This is a genomic window from Metabacillus kandeliae (genome assembly GCF_021166585.1).
In the GTDB taxonomy this organism is placed as follows: Bacteria; Bacillota; Bacilli; order Bacillales; family Bacillaceae; genus Metabacillus_B; species Metabacillus_B kandeliae.
This window is the reverse complement of the sequence record NZ_JAJOZE010000010.1, coordinates 45,511-58,825: the sequence shown is the minus strand read 5'-3', so window position 1 is coordinate 58,825 and position 13,315 is coordinate 45,511. Positions and strand designations below refer to the sequence as shown.

14 protein-coding genes are annotated in these 13,315 nt (G+C 44.9%); 9 read left to right on the top strand and 5 right to left on the bottom strand.

The window, feature by feature from the left end:
- Positions 1-51: 51 nt before the first annotated feature.
- The 6 genes from LRR81_RS16895 (at position 52) to LRR81_RS16870 (ending at position 7,579) form a co-directional block, all read left to right on the top strand.
- The gene (locus tag LRR81_RS16895; protein ID WP_231790569.1) at positions 52-2,508 is read left to right on the top strand and encodes a YhgE/Pip domain-containing protein; all 2,457 of its coding nucleotides are present in this window, start codon (positions 52-54) and stop codon (positions 2,506-2,508) included.
- 450 nt (positions 2,509-2,958) lie between these two features.
- On the top strand, positions 2,959-3,582 hold the full coding sequence (locus LRR81_RS16890) for a DUF47 domain-containing protein (protein WP_231790568.1): 624 nt from the start codon (positions 2,959-2,961) through the stop codon (positions 3,580-3,582).
- A gap of 15 nt (positions 3,583-3,597) precedes the next feature.
- Positions 3,598-4,587: an inorganic phosphate transporter gene (locus LRR81_RS16885; protein ID WP_231790567.1), complete on the top strand. Its 990-nt coding sequence runs from the start codon at positions 3,598-3,600 to the stop codon at positions 4,585-4,587.
- 83 nt (positions 4,588-4,670) lie between these two features.
- Positions 4,671-4,823: a hypothetical protein gene (locus tag LRR81_RS16880; RefSeq protein ID WP_231790566.1), complete on the top strand. Its 153-nt coding sequence runs from the start codon at positions 4,671-4,673 to the stop codon at positions 4,821-4,823.
- A gap of 149 nt (positions 4,824-4,972) precedes the next feature.
- Entirely contained in the window at positions 4,973-7,300 is a 2,328-nt protein-coding gene (gene helD / locus LRR81_RS16875; RefSeq protein ID WP_231790565.1) for an RNA polymerase recycling motor HelD, read from the top strand.
- A gap of 132 nt (positions 7,301-7,432) precedes the next feature.
- Positions 7,433-7,579, top strand: coding sequence for a hypothetical protein (locus tag LRR81_RS16870; protein ID WP_231790564.1), 147 nt, complete (start codon positions 7,433-7,435; stop codon positions 7,577-7,579).
- Positions 7,580-7,631: 52 nt separating this feature from the next.
- On the opposite strand, the gene LRR81_RS16865 is transcribed toward LRR81_RS16870, so the two are convergent.
- From LRR81_RS16865 to LRR81_RS16860, 3 genes are read right to left on the bottom strand one after another with little or no spacing between them, the layout of a single operon-like run.
- Positions 7,632-8,243 (bottom strand): ABC transporter permease family protein, encoded by a 612-nt coding sequence (locus LRR81_RS16865; protein WP_231790563.1) that lies wholly within the window; start codon positions 8,241-8,243, stop codon positions 7,632-7,634.
- Positions 8,240-8,362: a hypothetical protein gene (locus tag LRR81_RS21300; RefSeq protein WP_269448709.1), complete on the bottom strand. Its 123-nt coding sequence runs from the start codon at positions 8,360-8,362 to the stop codon at positions 8,240-8,242. Before LRR81_RS21300 ends, LRR81_RS16865 begins: the two co-directional genes overlap by 4 nt.
- Positions 8,359-9,210, bottom strand: coding sequence for an ABC transporter permease subunit (locus LRR81_RS16860; protein ID WP_231790562.1), 852 nt, complete (start codon positions 9,208-9,210; stop codon positions 8,359-8,361). The genes LRR81_RS21300 and LRR81_RS16860 overlap by 4 nt, the downstream gene beginning before the upstream one ends.
- Before the next feature lie 135 nt (positions 9,211-9,345).
- Here LRR81_RS16860 and LRR81_RS16855 point away from each other — a divergent pair, with 135 nt between their 5' ends.
- Entirely contained in the window at positions 9,346-10,197 is an 852-nt protein-coding gene (locus LRR81_RS16855) for a VOC family protein (RefSeq protein ID WP_231790561.1), read from the top strand.
- A gap of 46 nt (positions 10,198-10,243) precedes the next feature.
- On the opposite strand, the gene LRR81_RS16850 is transcribed toward LRR81_RS16855, so the two are convergent.
- Together LRR81_RS16850 and LRR81_RS16845 are read right to left on the bottom strand one after the other, a co-directional pair.
- Positions 10,244-10,774 carry a GNAT family N-acetyltransferase gene (locus LRR81_RS16850; RefSeq protein ID WP_331716353.1) on the bottom strand — a complete coding sequence of 177 codons (531 nt, stop codon included), beginning with the start codon at positions 10,772-10,774 and terminating at the stop codon, positions 10,244-10,246.
- A gap of 12 nt (positions 10,775-10,786) precedes the next feature.
- The gene (locus LRR81_RS16845) at positions 10,787-11,599 is read right to left on the bottom strand and encodes a pentapeptide repeat-containing protein (RefSeq protein WP_231790560.1); all 813 of its coding nucleotides are present in this window, start codon (positions 11,597-11,599) and stop codon (positions 10,787-10,789) included.
- Between the two features lie 164 nt (positions 11,600-11,763).
- On the opposite strand from LRR81_RS16845, the gene LRR81_RS16840 reads away from it, so the two are divergent.
- Together LRR81_RS16840 and LRR81_RS16835 are read left to right on the top strand one after the other, a co-directional pair.
- Entirely contained in the window at positions 11,764-12,708 is a 945-nt protein-coding gene (locus LRR81_RS16840; RefSeq protein WP_231790559.1) for a ring-cleaving dioxygenase, read from the top strand.
- Positions 12,705-13,313, top strand: coding sequence for an alpha/beta hydrolase (locus LRR81_RS16835; protein WP_231790558.1), 609 nt, complete (start codon positions 12,705-12,707; stop codon positions 13,311-13,313). The genes LRR81_RS16840 and LRR81_RS16835 overlap by 4 nt, the downstream gene beginning before the upstream one ends.
- Positions 13,314-13,315: the final 2 nt, after the last annotated feature.

Here is a 13,315-nt window from a genome sequence, read left to right as displayed (position 1 = left end):
TGACTGAATGAAGAATTCGGTCAAACATTCTATTACAACAAGGAGGCAGCCATGAAAGCTTTTACTTCTTTAAAAGGCGAATTTCTTGGAATTTTAAAGACGAAAAAACTCTTGATCGCCGTTTTGGCAGTATTGCTGATCCCGCTCCTATACAGCGGCACCTTTCTGTGGGCCTTTTGGGATCCATACGGCCAGGTTGATCAATTGCCGGTAGCGGTAGTTAACAAAGACAAAGGAGCTGATTTTAACGATAAGAAGCTGACGATCGGTGATGACTTTGTCGATAAGCTGAAAGATAACAAAAAATTCAACTGGCAGTTTGTTGATGAAAAAACAGCTGACAGAGGCCTGGAAAATCAAAAGTATTATATGAAAATCGAAGTACCTGAAAACTTTTCTGAACATGCAACAACCCTGCAGGATGCCCATCCGAAAAAATTAGAGCTCATTTATACACCAAACGAAGGCTCTAACTACTTATCTACTAAAATCGGAGACTCCGGCATGGAAAAGGTAAAAGAAGAGGTTTCCGGAGAAGTAACCAAAACCTATGCAGAATCCATGTATGACAACATTAAAGATGTAGGAAAAGGGCTGAATGAAGCAGCCGACGGCGCCGGCAAATTGAACAACGGGATCTCAGACGCCAAAAAAGGCTCCAATGATTTGAAATCTGGTATCGATTCCGCAAAAAGCGGCGCCAATAAGCTGAACAGCGGGGCAGCTTCAGCAAAAGATGGAGCTGACAAGCTGAACAAAGGCGCAGCAGACGTAAACAAAGGGGCCGAAGAGCTTAAGAAAAACCTGCAAACCCTTGCTGAAAAATCAGTTTCCTTCTCAAGCGGCATTGCATCTGCCAACTCAGGAGCAAAAAAGCTTGATGACGGCATTCAAAAATTTGGCGCAGGCATCGGACAGCTTCAGGATGGCAATACAAAGCTTCTCGATGGAGCCAAAAAATCACAAGCAGGAGCAAATGATCTATCCAATGGACTTGATCAATCGCTTGCCGGCATGAACCAAATCAACGAAAAGCTGCCTGCTTTGACTGCAGGAACCAAAGGGGTTTCTGAAGGAGCACAGGCTTTATCAGACAATCTCGGCAAATTCAAAACAGGCGCAGATGAAACAAAAGCCGGATCTGCCCAAGTTGCACAGGGCCTTGCCGATCTGCAGACAAAAGTAGACGCAATGGCCAAAGCATCCAATGATCCGCAGGTTGCCGCCTTAAAACAAGCTGTCGATCAGCTTGCAGCGGGCAGCAAAAAGGTTGACGGCGGCGTCGGTCAGCTCTCAGACAACGCTTCTCTCCTAAAGGATGGCGGAAGCAAGCTCTCAGCAGGAGCAGCTGCTCTGGAGGACGGTCAAACTAAGCTCGGCTCAGGCTTTGACCAGCTGACAGCAGGCCAGCAAAAACTGGCTGACGGTGCAAAACAGCTTTCTGGCGGCCAGGACCAGCTCGTCCAGGGACTTACCCTTTACGGCCAAAAACTCGGCGAAGCCCAAAACGGATTTAGCCAAATCGCCTCAGGAAGCAGCGCGCTCTCTTCAGGACTCGGCCAGCTTCAAGCAGGAACAGGCCAGCTCGAAGACGGCACAAGCAAGCTCGCAGACGGCTCAGGCAAACTCGCAGACGGCACAAGCCAACTGGCAGGAGGCACAAGCAGCCTTGCAGGCGGACTGGGCAGCCTAACAAACGGAACTGGCAGCCTCACTTCAGGCCTTGGCAAGCTATACAACGGCTCCAACGATCTGACAAGCGGCATGAACAAACTCGCCGATGGATCCAGCGACCTGAAAACGGAACTCGCAAAAGGCGCAAAAGACGCCAATGACATCAACTCAAACGATGACGTTTATGACATGTTCGCAAAACCGGTTCAGCTGAAAGACGACAGGCTGCACCATGTACCGAACTACGGAACTGGCTTCACACCATACTTCCTGTCACTCAGCCTATTTGTCGGAGCACTCGTCTTCTCCATCATCTTCCCGATGAGAGAACCGGCAACTGCTCCAAAAAACGGATTCAGCTGGTTCTTTGGGAAATTCGGCGTGCTCCTGTTCGTCGGTGTCTTCCAGGCGATCCTGGCTGATCTGATCCTGCTGTACGGCCTCGGCCTTAAAGTGCAGAGTCTGCCATTCTTCTTCATCATGAGCATTCTCGCAAGCTGGACGTTCTTAGCCATCGTCCAATTCCTTGTCACAGCACTCGATAACCCGGGACGCTTCATCGGTATCCTGATCCTGATTCTGCAGCTCACAAGCAGCGCAGGCACATACCCGATTGAACTCGTGCCAAAAGTGCTTCAGCACGCCACAAACTATCTGCCGATGACCTATACCATCTCGGCATTCAGAGCCATCATCTCCACTGGAGACTACAGCCTGATGTGGCAGGACATCATGAAGACCTTGATCTTCCTTGTGCTGGCTGTTGCAGGAACCATTATTTATCTCACCTTTGCGCATAAAAAAGAATACCGCGAGCAGGAAGCGGAAGCTTAAAATTAGGGAGAGCTGGCCTTTTGGGGCCGGCTCTTTTTTTATAGAGTGCAGGATAGGGGGCGGTGGTTTTTAAGGAGGCAGCTGCAGAAACGGAGTTCGCCGATATAATCACTAGATATCCCCGATATAAAGAGGAAGGTGCTCGATATATTTAAAAATCCGCCGATATCAAATGACTAACAAAGTTTGAGACAGATACTCAGTTAGATTACTCTCCAAAACAAAATATTATACCCCAAAATAATTAACCTCAACACGGCATAATGTTAAAAGTTTGTAAAGATTGTCGAAATAGCGTTCCTGTTGATAAAAAAGTTTACTATAATTCGTAGGTAACGGTATGTTACTTTGCTGGATTTGCTGATTATGCTGAAAGAGATAGAGTTCTGCAGGGCAGGATAAAAAGCAGAGACAGGATAAAAATAGAGAAAGTTCTTGGAGGGTATAAGGATGGTTTTCGCTAGAAAGAAGGACCGCTTTTTTGAATTGCTGATTGATATTGCGGAAAATACAAAAACAGCTTCGCAGTATTTCATGGATTTTGAAATTAAAAATGCTCATGATCTCAAGACGTTTTTTGAAACAGTGAAGGAATATGAGTCAATTGGCGATGATTACGTACATACGATTATTACGGATCTGAACAAAGCGTTTATTACGCCGATCGAGCGGGAGGATATTCTTCAGCTTTCCATGGTTCTCGATGATGTGCTTGATGGGTTTGAGCAGTCTGCGGCATTGTTTGAGATGTATTCTGTGACGAGCCCTACAGACCATATGAAGAAATTTGTAGGAATGCTGCATCAGTGTACACTGGAAATTAGTGCTGCGATTGAACTTCTTTCCAATAAGAAGCTGACAGAGATCCGCAAGCACGCCATTAAGATTAAAGAGTATGAAACAAACTGCGATAACCTGCTGAGAACAGCGGTAAAGAATTTGTTCGCAACAGAAAAAGAAAATCCGATAAAGATTATTCAATATAAAGAGATTTATGAAACGCTTGAAGAGATCGCTGACAGCTGCCAGGGTGTTGCCAATTCATTAGAAACCATCATCATGAAAAACGCGTAAGGAGTTTAGGATTCTATGCTGACCATAACACTCTTTATAGTTGCTGCTGCTTTGATTTTTGACTTTATTAATGGGTTTCATGATACGGCGAATGCGATTGCAACATCTGTTTCGACGAAGGCGCTGAAGCCTCGCCATGCGATTGTTCTTGCAGCTGTCATGAACTTTCTCGGGGCGATGACGTTTACAGGCGTTGCCCAGACGATTACAAAGGATATTGTGGATCCCTTTAAGCTTCAGAATGGATCTGTCATGATTATGGCTGCCTTGATTGCGGCGATTTTTTGGAATCTGCTCACGTGGTATCTCGGTATTCCGAGCAGTTCTTCTCATGCTATTATTGGGGCAATTGCTGGTGCTGTTATTGCAGCAGCCGGTTTTGGTGCTTTAAATTACAAAGGGTTTATTAAAATCCTTGAAGGCTTGCTCATTTCTCCGCTGATTGCCTTTGTGATTGGTTTTCTTATTTATACTATCTTTAAAGTGATGTTTAAAAACCTTCCTTTGGCACAGTCGAATAACGGATTTAGAAGAATACAAGTTGTTACCGCTGCGCTTCAAGCTTATACACATGGTACGAACGATGCGCAAAAGGCGATGGGGATTATTACGATGTCTCTTATTGCGGCCAATATGCAGACCACGACAGATATCCAGCTTTGGGTGCAGATTTCCTGTGCTGCTGCAATGGGGCTTGGTACGTCTATCGGCGGTTGGAAAATTATTAAAACTGTCGGCGGTAAAATTATGAAGCTGCGCCCTGTTAACGGTGTTGCAGCCGATTTATCATCAGCATTCATTATTTTCGGCGCCACCTACATTCATCTCCCTGTGAGCACCACGCATGTGATTTCTTCCTCCATTCTTGGGGTTGGTACTTCTCATAGAGTGAAGGGTGTCAGATGGGGAACGGCTGCCAATATGATTGTTACGTGGATTATTACTATGCCGATTACTGCTTTGCTTGCGGCCATGATCTATTACATTTTGAATATATTTTTATAAAAAAAAGCCCCGGGAAACCGGGGTTTTTCATATTCCTCAAAATCTCGCATATATATAGGGGCAAAAACGGCGGGAGAGAAAAAATGGTGCTGCAGCTAATTTTTATACTGGCAGGCTTGGGAATTCTTTTTATTGTGATAAATCATTTGAATTCGGTTTGGGGAAAGGAACAGAGAGGCAAGACGGCTTGGGAGCTCTTGATTGAACCATCTGAAGAAGAACGGGAAAAAGCCTGATAAAAATCAGGCTTTTAGCTATTGAAAGAAAAGGTTCTGCATGGTAACATAAATATGTATGTAATTAATTTATTTTTAGTGTAAATTTATCTAATTATATCATACCACCTATTTTTCCCTTTGTCAAGAAAAAAAAGGAGGCATGCGGAATGGAAAGCTGGGAAAGCGAATTGCAGCAGGAACAGAAGCGTGTGAACGAGGTAACGGATAAGATTTCGAAGCAGCTGCAGTACCTTAAAGCTGAAACAGGAGAAGTAAAAACAGACATCCTTGGCATCCGCAAGCACTTTTGGGATGACGTAAAGGTTAATATTGATACGGAGGATGAGGCGATTGAGACGGCTGCAGCGATCAGGCAGCAGGCGGAATTCTTGTCCGAAAGAGAGAGAACATACCGCCATTCCGAAAAACAGATTCAAGCGCTTAAGCGGCTGGAAAAGTCTCCGTACTTTGCACGGGTGGATTTCAAGGAAAGCAATGATCCTGCATCTGATGCGATTTATCTTGGCACCAGCTCCTTTCATGATCCGGAAACGGATGAATTTCTGGTTTTTGACTGGAGAGCCCCGATTTCAAGCCTGTATTATGATTTTGGGCTTGGTGAAGCGGAATATGAGGCAAACAATGTACTTATACAAGGGGAAATGACCCTTAAGCGGCAATACCGGATAGTGAATGGGAAAATAAAAAGCATGTTTGATACAGGGATTAGCATCGGGGATGAACTGCTCCAGGAAGCGCTCGGAAGAAATGCGGACTCACAAATGAAAACCATTGTGGCGACCATTCAAAAGGAGCAAAATCAAATTATCCGGAATGAAAAAAGCAGACTTTTGATTGTGCAGGGTGCAGCCGGAAGCGGAAAGACCTCAGCCGCTCTGCAGCGGATCGCTTATTTGCTTTACCGTTACAGGGAGAGCCTGACCTCTGATGAGATGGTTCTCTTTTCGCCTAACCTGATGTTTTCGAGCTACATTTCCACTGTTTTGCCTGAGCTTGGCGAGGATAATACGAGGCAGATGACCTTTCAAAGCTATCTGGCCGATATCATCGGCGGCCGCTTTCAAATGGAGGATCCATTCCTGCAGCTGGAAACCATTTTAACAGGTGAGAACAATAAGGATATGGCCATCCGAAAAGCGGGAATACGCTATAAATCTGGTGAAGCCTTTTTATTGGCTGTTGATCATTATGTGGAGCAGCTGATGAAGAAAGGGCTGATTTTTAAAGGCATTTCCTTCAGGGGTGAAAGACTGCTTACTTCCCTTGAGATCAGTGAACATTTTTACGGTTACAGCCACACCCTTCCGATCGCAAACAGACTGAAGCTGACGGCGGAATGGATTCTTTCCGAACTGAAAAAACATGAAATCAAGCACAGGGAAAAGGAATGGGTGGAAGAAGAAATCCAGCTTCTTGATAAAGAAACCTATTTAAAGCATTATCAGGAGCTGCAAAAATCTGAGCAGTATACAGAGAATACGTTTGATGATTACGATATGGAGAAGAAGCTGCTGAGTGAATTTGTTGCAAAGAAAAGGTTCAAGCCTCTTAGAAAAAGAGTCAGGCAGCTGGCGTTTTTAAATATTGAAGCTGTTTACAGAAAGCTTTTTGAGTGGGATAAAGATCTTGAGAGGGATGCGGCCTTTGAACAGTGGCGGGAAATCTGCCGCTATACGGCAGGGCGCCTGGAGAGCGGAGAGATGCCGTATGAAGATGCAGCGCCCTTTGCCTATCTTGAACAGCAGCTGACAGGTTTATATGTGAATGCTTCTGTGAAGCATGTGCTGATTGATGAAGCGCAGGACTATTCTCTTTTTCAGCTGGCATTTCTTAAAAATGTTTTTCCTGCTGCAAGGATGACGGTGCTTGGCGATGTAAGCCAAGGAATACATCCTCATGCGTCAAAAAGGGGTGTAAGACTTGCGGAGGGCTTGTTTCCGCCAGAGCATACGGCTGTCGTAGAGCTTATGAAAAGCTACCGGTCCACAAAGCAGATTGTGGAGTTTACAAAAGAAATGGCGGAAGGAGGCAGCCGCATTATCCCCTTCAACAGAGATGGGAAGAAGCCTGTCCTATACAGCTGCACAGATGCTTTTCAGATGGCGAGGGAAATAAAAAAGTGCCTTGCCAAGCTGAGGGCGAAGGGGCTTAAAACAATCGCCGTGATCTGCAAAACAGCAAAGGACTGCCAGGAGCTGCATGAATTGCTTGGGGATGACGTACGGCACAGGCTGATTAAAAAGGAAACGGCCGCATTTGAAGAGGGGATCGCCGTTATTCCATCCTACTTGTCGAAAGGGGTGGAGTTTGATGCAGTGCTCGTATATGATGCTTCAAGCAACACCTACAGCAAGGGGAATGATAAGAGCATTTTGTATACGGTCTGCACAAGGGCTATGCATGAGCTTCATTTGTTTTATCATGATGAACTTTCCCCGTATCTGAAAGAAATACCTAAAGAGAAATATGAGTAAGGGCCTGCTGACGCAGGCCTTTTTAATTGATATGGAAATTTTATTTCACTAAGGATAAGTTTTCATTTCGAAGCTTTATGAAGGAAAAAAGGGAGGTGTTAGATAGGTGTACAAAAGATTGGAGTGCTGTGAATGTTTACTCATAAAAAGGACAAACTGCTGGAATTGCTGTTTGGAGCTGCGGAAAATCTTAGAGAAGCTTCCGCCTTTTTTCAAAAGCAATCATTAACATCAGAAAATAATTTTAATGAGCTTTTCTGGACAGATGAAGGAAGCTGAATCAAAAGGCGACAATATCATTCATGACATTAGTGAATTTATTTGGATAATCCTATAGCGCTTTTTTGAGCTCTGCCGTTTTTGCATCCGGCAGGGCTTTAGTTGTTTTCCGGCTTTCATGGGATGCAGAAAAATATTCTTTTACAGCATCGTTGATGAGAGCGGCTGCAATGGCGGTTAAAACAAAAAAGGCAAGCGGAACGAGCGCGATCCATTGGCTCACATACAGGTTGCTTAAGCTGCCGCCAATCAGGCCGGACCATTCCTTTGTGACTGAAAGAGGCGGCTTAAAGGAGGTATTTTCCTGCAGGAGGGTTCCTCCAAAAAAGAGCTTGAAGACGCCTAAATGGGCGAGCAGCAAGAGCACCTGCATGAATTGCCGGCCGAAAACCATGATCCACCTTTCGCGCAGAAGGGGAACAAGGTGATGAAAGAAAATATGAAACTTTCTTCCGCCGATTGTTTTGGATGCTTCAATAAAAGGTTCCTGCTCTGCTCTCCTTATCTCATCTGACAGATGAACAGAAAGGGTCGGCAGCGCGATCGCAGTCAGGATAAACAGTTCAAATGCCATTCGTGCCCATAAAGGTGTTGTAAAACCATCCCTTGGCATAAATAAAATGCCGGCAAGAATAAAGGTGCAAATCAGTGTTTGAGGAATCACAGAGAATGGCTCGAAAAATGTGCAAACCCCTTTATAAAGCCGCGGCTCATGGCAAAGAGGATGAAAAGGAAGGAAAAACCGATCAAGAACCGTTTTTTCTTCAGCAGAAACGGGATCATAAAGCCTCCTCCTTACCATGCCAATTGAGCAGACGGTACACAACAATGAATGGAACGAAAAGGAACACACAGCTGATAACAAAGACGTCACCGGTGCTTTGGTTTTTCAGCATAAAGCTGAGCAGACCGTTCGTGCTGAACAAATATTCTACTGCCATTAAAGAGGACATCATGGCCCAGTAAATGGTTTTGGAGCTGCTGACTAAGCTGCTCCAAATGTTCCGCAAAACATGAACGTTCAGAATATATGAAAATGAGAAGCCCGAGGCTCTTGCAAGCAGAACATAATTTTTGTCCAGTTCTTCGCGAATGGAAAAGAGCAAAATTTTTGTTATAAAGAAAGCGGCGGGCAAGGCAAGAGATAAAACCGGCAGAAGATAGGTTCTGTGCCCGGATCCGACGGTAACCACCTGTGCAAGCTTAACCCCTGTTGCTTTGTATACATAGATGACAAGCATTTGAAGCCCGACGATAAACAGCAAATCAGGAATAGCTTCCAGCATCTCCAAAAACCTGATCCATGCGCTGATTCGCTTGCGGAAAAACAGCAGGCACAGGTAGGATACAGCTGCTGATAGAACGAATGCCGCAAGCAGACCCAAGCCAAACAGGCTCATTGAATATAAATACCGGTCAAAGAGAATCGGCAGGAGCGGATAGCCTTCTATTGACAGTCCTTCTAGCGTATATATTCTCTGTGACAAATGCCAGACTTCTTCTAAATAGACGCTGAAATGAAAGGTCAGATTGCCAAAGAAGGATGGCAGCGCACCGATCAGAATAAAAAGGAGAAGGGCCATAAAACATTGCAGAAATAAAAAAGCGGCGGATTTTAATAGTTTTAGCATGATGTACCTCTGTTAGGATTAGTATTTTAAAATTACCATATTTTACTATGTTAATAAATACTTTCCTAACATTTGACTTAATCTAATTATTATTTTATAGTTACTTACATAAAGTAACTATAAAGGAGCATGTTTATGAACTTTCATCAAACGCCTGCTGTCTATGTGAGCAAAGTATCCCTCTTGACTGAAAATCTTGGTGCATTGCTGCGTTTTTATACAGAAACGATCGGTTTCAAGATTCTGGAAAAGTCGGAGAGCAAGGCAGTGCTTACTGCCGATGGAAAGACACCTCTCCTTGTTATTGAGCAGGCTGCAGACTTAAAGCCGGCACGGATGAGATCAGCTGGGCTTTATCATTTTGCCTTGCTTCTTCCTGGCAGAGCCGACCTCGCAAACGTACTGATGCATTTGCTGGAAAGCGGCTATCCATTGCAGGGGGCGTCAGATCACAGCGTGTCAGAGGCTTTGTATCTTTCTGATCCGGATGGAAACGGCATAGAAATTTACCGTGACCGTCCAAGCGGCGAGTGGAGCTGGACTGGAAGCGGTGTGCACATGACAACAGAGCAGCTGCAGGCAGAGGCTGTGCTTGCAGAAAAAACTGATGAAGGGTGGAAGGGCCTGCCGGAAGAGACTGTGATGGGCCACATTCACCTGCAGGTCTCAGATCTTAAGCAGGCAGGGGAGTTTTATACAAAAGCGCTGAGCTTTGACATAGTGGCCGAGTACGGCAGCAGGGCGCTGTTTATCTCAACGGAGCGCTATCACCACCATATCGGCCTGAACACATGGAACAGCCTTGGAGCAGGCACCAGGGAAGAGCACATGACAGGTCTCTCCTCATATACTCTTAAATTTCCGGATGAATCGGCAAGGAAAGATGCATTAACCAAGCTGAAAGAATATGGGGCAGCACCGTATGAAAAAGACAGGCAGATCTATGTAAAAGATCCTTCCGGAATTGTTATTGAACTAAGCGTGTAATGCAAAAAAGAAACCGAACATCTGAATTCGGTTTCTTTTTATCTTTTTATAGAAAATCACTCACTCTTGCCTGCCAAATCATATGATGAAATCCTTCAGCCCAATAGTCCTTCAAAAAATAATCAGGCTTTCCAAATTTCTTTTTCCAGATTTTCTGTGAGGACGGATAGCCGCTGTCTAAGCAAAAATTCCTTATCCCCCTGTTCTGTAGCTCATAGATCTTGGCTTTTAGAAGGCTGTTTCCAATCCCCTTTTTTTGGTATTCGGGATGAACGAACAAAGTTCCTATTTCTGCGGTGCCTTCTAACGCATTCTTCGTGCATTTGCAAATAAGGCTGCTAGCGGGTCCATATTCAATACTTCCGATAATCTTTTCATTCTCAGCTGCCACAAGAAAGTAACGTATTTCTCCATTGCTGGCAAAGTCGGCTTCCAAATATTTTTTCTTTGCTGCCGCTTCTTCAGCAAGGCCTTCCTGCGGATGAATGCCATTTTTGCGGAAGGTATCAGCAATGACTTTTTCAAAAAACTGATGAAGCTCTTTTACTTCATCCATTTTTGGTCTTCTTATTTCCACCTGCCAGCCTCCTTAGCTTTTCCAGTGCTGTGGAACGTCCAGATGCGGGGGAAGCTTTGTCTTCCAGTTTCCTTTAGCGGCATTTGCCTGCACCTGGGTGAAGAAAATGCTGCCGGAAAGATCAGCACCGCTTAGAACAGCATCTCTTACATCCGCTCCAAGCATGTCACAGCCCCTCATATCTGCATCCGTTAAATCCGCTGCAATTAAAAGAGCGCCTCTGAAGCTGGTGCCTGTTAGGTCCGCCTCTCTCATTTTAGCGCCAATCAGCTGACTTCCCGTTTTATCTTTTGGTTTAGAAAAGGTTCCCCGCACCATTTTGCTCGTTTTGGCGAGCAGAGGGCTAATCTTTTCTCTGACCTTCGATACATCCAGTTTCATCAGTTTTTCAGCCGGGAGGTTTGTGAGCTCTTCTATTTCATCGTATGCTGTGCTTAAAATTGCGGCCATTCCTGCTGCCTCTTCCCGAAGCATGGCTTCCTTTAAATAATAGAGCATCTCATGCAGCTGCTGCATGACCGGAAAAACAGCAAACATCTCTTCAGCAGTCTCGTTATCCCTTCGCCAGTCATTTATTTGGGAAACTTTTTGCCCTGCTCCGAAGCATTCATACACAGTGCAGCCTTTGAAGCCTTTCTGCCTTAAATCTTTATGGATGCTGCAGCGGCAGCTCTCCGTTAAATAGCGGCACGGCTCGCCGCCTGCTTTATTTATTGCGAAATCAGCTGATTTGGCATAAGGGAGAGCTGTGCAGCAAAGCGCAAAGCAGTTCTGGCAGTCAGGTTTCAGGTTATTTGGAATTTGATTTTGTACAGAATGAGACAATTTATACACTCCTTTTCCTATTATCTCTACTTTAAAGCGATTATTGGCAGGCGGCAATCCTAAAAAAGGGTATAAAATCATTGACCGGGAGAGAAAATTCCATTATGATTATCTTGAATTAAGAATATCTTACTTAAAACTATTTTAGGGGAGGCTCGGCAGCTATGCAAAAAAATCTTGGCATCCATCATATTACGGCAATTGTGGGTGATCCGCAGGAAAATGCCGATTTTTACGCAAGAGTATTAGGCTTAAGACTAGTGAAACAGACAGTGAATTTTGATGACCCTGGCACCTATCATCTCTATTTCGGCAACCAAAACGGCGAGCCGGGCACGATCCTCACCTTCTTTCCATGGGAGCATGCTTACCAGGGGAAAATCGGCGCCGGCCAGGTCGGAGCAATTGCTTTTGCTGTTCCGGAAGGCTCTTTGCCTTTTTGGAAGGAGCGGCTCTCAAAGCACGGTATTTCTTACGATTTAGAAACCCGCTTCGAAGAGGAACGTCTTCTGTTTGATGACCCTCATGGTTTGCATTTAGAAATCACAGAAAGAGCAGGCGGAAACAAAAGCAGCTGGGAAATAGACGGAATAACAGAAGATACAGCGATCAAAGGATTTGCCGGTGCTGTCCTGCTGTCTGCCGCTCCTCATAAAACAGCTGACCTGCTTGAAAACACAATGGGGTTTGTCTGCCTCGGACAGGACAATGATACACTGCGCTTTCAGTCTGAATCAGACCTTGCGAACATCATTGATATTAAACTGATCCCTGTTGGAAGAAGTATGATGGGCGTGGGAACTGTTCATCATATCGCCTTTCGGGCAAAAGATTCTGAGGATCTGGAAAATTGGAAGGCGCTCATTGATCAATCAGGCCTTCAGGCAACGCCTGTGCTTGATAGAAAATATTTCACTTCCATTTATTTCAGAGAGGAAGGCGGCATTCTTTTCGAAATGGCAACAGATCCTCCTGGATTTGAAGCAGATGAGCCTTTCAATGAACTTGGAAGCAGCTTAATGCTGCCGGACTGGCTGGAAGAAAAGAGACAGGAAATCACAAACATCTTAAAACCAATCACCATCCCTAAAGGAGGTTTTAGCAAATGAACTATCATTTTCAAAAAGGAACAAATCCATCAAAACCGGTTCTTCTACTTCTTCATGGAACAGGAGGGAATGAATTTTCCATGATGCAGATTGCTGAAATGATTGACCCGGAAGCATCTGTATTAAGTGTAAGGGGAAATGTACTGGAAAACGGCATGCCGCGTTTTTTCAGAAGACTGTCTGAAGGAGTATTTGATTTAGAAGATCTTTATGAAAGAACCGAAGAGTTAAAGAATTTTTTGGAAGAAGCGGCAGATACATGCGGCTTTGATCGTGAACATATTGTGGCTGCCGGGTATTCAAACGGCGCCAACATAGCGGGAAGCCTGCTGTTTCAGTTTGGAAAAGTGCTGAAAGGAGCTGTCCTTTTCCACCCGATGGTCCCGAGAAGAGACATGGAGCTTCCGAACATGGCAGGTCTACCTGTATTTATTGGTGCTGGGACCAATGACCCGCTGTGCTCTCCAGAAGAGTCTCAGGAACTGAACAAAATGCTTCAGGAGCAGGGAGCGGACGTTAAGCTTCACTGGGAGTCCTTCGGCCACCAGCTGACTGCTCAGGAAGTGGAGGCAGCTGCAGCCTGGTATAAAAACATATGGGGGTGAAA